The organism is Candidatus Nealsonbacteria bacterium CG07_land_8_20_14_0_80_39_13, assembly GCA_002779355.1.
GTDB lineage: Bacteria > Patescibacteriota > Minisyncoccia > Minisyncoccales.
Map to the genome: position 1 here is coordinate 418 of PEWS01000034.1, position 3983 is coordinate 4400.

Annotated in this window: 5 protein-coding genes; 2 read left to right on the forward strand and 3 right to left on the reverse strand. The window is 37.2% G+C overall.

Annotation, left to right across the window (positions count from 1 at the left end; translation table 11 throughout):
- The 3 genes from COS96_02375 to COS96_02385 form a co-directional block, all read right to left on the reverse strand.
- The coding region (locus tag COS96_02375; protein ID PIU43809.1) for a hypothetical protein at positions 1 to 937 on the reverse strand (937 nt) is incomplete at its 3' end.
- 153 nt (positions 938 to 1090) lie between these two features.
- On the reverse strand, positions 1091 to 1327 hold the full coding sequence (locus COS96_02380; GenBank protein ID PIU43810.1) for a hypothetical protein: 237 nt from the start codon (positions 1325 to 1327) through the stop codon (positions 1091 to 1093).
- A gap of 6 nt (positions 1328 to 1333) precedes the next feature.
- Positions 1334 to 1582, reverse strand: coding sequence for a HicB family protein (locus COS96_02385; GenBank protein PIU43811.1), 249 nt, complete (start codon positions 1580 to 1582; stop codon positions 1334 to 1336).
- Between the two features lie 264 nt (positions 1583 to 1846).
- Between COS96_02385 and COS96_02390 the strand changes: the two genes are divergently transcribed.
- A complete protein-coding gene (locus COS96_02390) occupies positions 1847 to 2572 on the forward strand; it encodes a hypothetical protein (GenBank protein ID PIU43812.1) in 726 nt (241 codons plus the stop codon).
- 170 nt (positions 2573 to 2742) lie between these two features.
- On the forward strand, positions 2743 to 3983 hold a 1241-nt coding region (locus COS96_02395; protein ID PIU43813.1), incomplete at its 3' end, for a hypothetical protein.

Consider the following 3983-nt stretch of genomic DNA (forward strand, 5'->3'; position numbering starts at 1 on the left):
GTTTTATATTCATCAATGACTTCAAGCCAAGGGATTGCAATGCTTCGTTTGTTAATACCAAATTGCCCTCTTGCGCGCTTAATGCTTTCTGTGTCAATAAGTATCTTCTTAATCGCATTCTTATAGAAGAATCAAGATCTTTAAAATCAGTCTTGCAAGATGCAAATTTGTAATAATGGCCAAACCCCAAGATTTTGTTATTTAATAACCTTATTATTGCTTCTTTTGATTTTTTTCTGTTAAGACGAGTTATTTTTACAATCTCTTTTTTAAATTCTTCTATTTTTTCTTGTTTGATTCTGAAATACCCGGCAAAAAATTCAAAACCAATAAAATCAACTTTATCATTATAAAATTTGCCGGATTTTAATTTTTTATAGTTAATTTCTAAATTTAAACCATTTAATGTTGGTATTACAATATTTTTTAAAATCAATTCAGATTCTCTTTTACTTTTACAAAATATCAAATAATCATCGTTATATCTTAAAAAAGGATTTTTGATTTTGAAATCTAAATCTAAAAGAAAGATTCCGGCTAAAACATAGGAGAGAGAAGAACCAATGGGTAGCCCTTTTTTATATGGAGATTTCTGCAAAAATGCAGGGATATCATTCTTAATGCATTGTTTCAAGTGTCTTGATAGGATTTTCTGGGAGATGCTTTCATATATTTCCGACAGTTTTTTAAGTAGGATCTCATGATTAATTGAAGGATAATATAGGGAGATATCCAGACGAAGAAAATACGGATATCGTTTTGATAATTTTTTGATGGTTTGCAGATTTTTAAAGGGCACAGATTGGATCAAATAGTGGTTGGGAATTTTTTCTCTTATTCTTGGAAAGAATTTTCTTCGCAAAAATTTTGTCGTTTTAATTTCTGAGACAGTTGATGTTATTTTAAAATATGGTAGATTAGTTGTGTTTTTGGGCATATTATAGTAATTTATTTTTTTGTGAATGATTAAATAGGGGCGTTTGTAGTTTTTTACAGACCCTATCCCAGGGTCTGATCCCAAGACTTTTTTGTGGGGAAGACAAAACAGCTCTTTAAAAAGCTGTAAAAAAGTTACTCAAAAATATTGGCGCTAAATTTTTTGTCTTAACTTTTCATATTCTTCGATTGAGAGATCAATATCTCTAATAATTTCCTTTATGATGCCAATTGAAAGATACTCATTTCCATGAATCGGTATGCAAGCCGTTTTCTTGGTAGTCGGATTCATAAAGAAATGATGGCTACCCCCTACTCGAAGTTCCTGAAAACCAAGACGGTAAAGAATCTTCGCCATCTTTTTGGCTGGAAGCGGATTAAGTTTGGGCATAGATAGTTATTTACGAGAAAACTCTAACTGTTGCATTCCGACAAATTCGTTCTGCTTAATCTTTTTTCCAAAATTTTTTTCTTCTACTTCCAAACACAGAGCCACCACTTCTTTAAGTCGTTCATATAGTTCTGAAAGAGTTTTGGCCTGCGTATAACAACTTCTTAGAGAGGGGACCTTGCCAATGAGATAACCTAATTCATCTTTTTCAATAATGACTGGAAAGCGATAAATTGTTTTAGAAGGTTTTTTCATATATTTTCATTATAGATGTTTGACTGCCTGTGTCAATGCTAAGTTTTATCCTGTTAATTGGGGACGTTAATTGGGGACGTTAATTGGGGACGCGCACTATTTTCTCTCGACTCTCTTTTGTTTGAGAGTTTTTTATTTTTGTTTATAATTAATTGGGGACGCGCACTATTTTCTCTCGACTCCCTTTTGTTTGAGAGTTTTTTATTTTTGTTTATAATAATATAATAAAATAAGAAATAAAAATAAAAGTAAAAAAATAATTTTATGCCAAGAGAAGCGCGTTTGATTTTAGATGATTCTATTTTTCATATCATTAATCGAGGGAACGGCCGTCAGGAAGTTTTTCACGATGAAGAGGATTTCAGAAAATTTCTTTCCATCTTAGCTTACTATAAAGATAAATGGAGGTTCAAGCTTTATCATTTTTGTTTGATGCCTAACCATTTTCATCTTCTCGGAGAAGCAGGAGAGGCGAAGCTTATTTCCAAAGCAATGCATGATGTTACGGCAAGTTATACTCGAAACCATCATTTGAAACATAAAACAGTTGGGTATTTGTGGCAGGGACGCTTTAAAAATATGATTATTGAGAATGATAATTATTTGTTGGCTTGTGGAGCTTATATTGAGAGAAATCCCAAAAGAGCAGGGTTAGTGGAGAATTTAGAAGATTGGCCGTGGTCAAGTTATCGAGTTTATGCTTTAGGGAAAACGATTATTGTGCCAATCGTCGATTCAGAGGGAAAGAAAAAATTAGTGGCACTTATAGATGAAAATCCATTTTACGAACAATTTGGCAATACAGAAGCGGAGCGACAGGAAAGTTATCAAAAGTTAAGTTTAGAGCTTATAAAAGGTGAAGCGAATGAGAAATATGCTTTTAAGGAGAATAAAATTTTAGGGAGTGAAGAATTTAAGATGGGGCTAAGGAAGAAGGGAATTAGGATAGAGTCAAGGAAAATGGGTCGTCCGCCGAAGCATCAACATTAAGAACTATAGAATAAAAGTAAAAAATAGTGCACGTCCCCGATTTCTATTTTTTCTTCCACTATTTTTCCACTGTTGCGCTTTGAATTTTCGATGATTTAGATTAAAATGGATTAAATTGAATAAAGAGCAATTAAGGCCTGCTAAGCAAGTGGGGGTGTTATTTTGTTATCGTGGCAATATTCGGGAAAAAATATTTATCCATTGAAGAAGCGCGAGGGTATCTAAGAAGAAGAGGAAAGGAATATTCCCCGGCTTATTTGAGTTTGCTCGCCAAGAAAGGGAAATTGCAGGCAGTCAAAATCAATAAAAATTGGATTACCACCAGAGCGTGGCTGAAAGAATTTCTCCGGCACAGGCGATTTGAGCCGCCGAGGCCAAAAAGGACCGGCCGGATAAGAAAATTGGAGGCGCGCAAAGAAGGCCTTGTTTTGCCCTTATATTTCGGCTGGGCAGTCAAGCTTGATTTAGTAAAATTCTGCCGGGAGAATCTTGATTGGCATTTGGAATGGCGCCCGAAATTGCCGAGATTGCCGATTAAGTTAAACATCAAATTTTTCCATAAAAAATGGCAGAGAATTATCGGCATTTTCTTTATCGCCGGGGTGGTCGGACTTGGCACATTTCTTTTTTACCGCGTTTATTTCACCTCCAGCGTTACTTATGAATGGACGCAGACGGATTGGTCCGGCGGGGAGGACATTGTCAATTATCCTATCCATCCGACAAACCAGACCAATTGGACAAAATTTTGGTCAAAGCCAGACGAGATAAAGACATCAACGGGCGGGCAAGTCAGCTTTAATGCCACCTCAACCTTGGCAGGCAAAAGCGCGGTTTTGCCGACTGCCAAATATGATACTGCCACAGTGTACGATTCTGCTTCCCAAAAGTTCTACATCATCGGCGGTTATTACTTGGATGGCTCAAACGACCCGCATTATTTGACGGAAATAGCGCGGTATGATTCTTCAGCTGATGTCGCCACCACTACGAGCATCGGCTCTTTGCCCGTGGAACTAAGAGGGCATTCTGCGGACCTGAATACCAGCGACGGGAAAATTTATATCTTTGGCGGCTATGACAATACAGGCAGTCAGTTCAACAGCGCTATTTATACCTTTAATCCTGCCAGCCCTTCAAGCAATGCCACCAGCACCGGTTATTCCCTGCCTTCCGGAAGAGAGTACGCGCCCGCGGTTTTTGCGCCTAATGTCGGAAAATTTTATGTCTTTGGCGGATTTTACTTGGACGGCTCAACCACTCCGACTTATCTGGACGAAATCATAGAGTTCAATCCCTCAACCGGCGCGGTTTCCACTATTACCGCCGGTTCCTTGCCGGAACTCAAGGGAAGTTCGGCTGTTTATTATCCGGACAGCGGCTTGATTTATGTGTTCGGCGGATATGACAA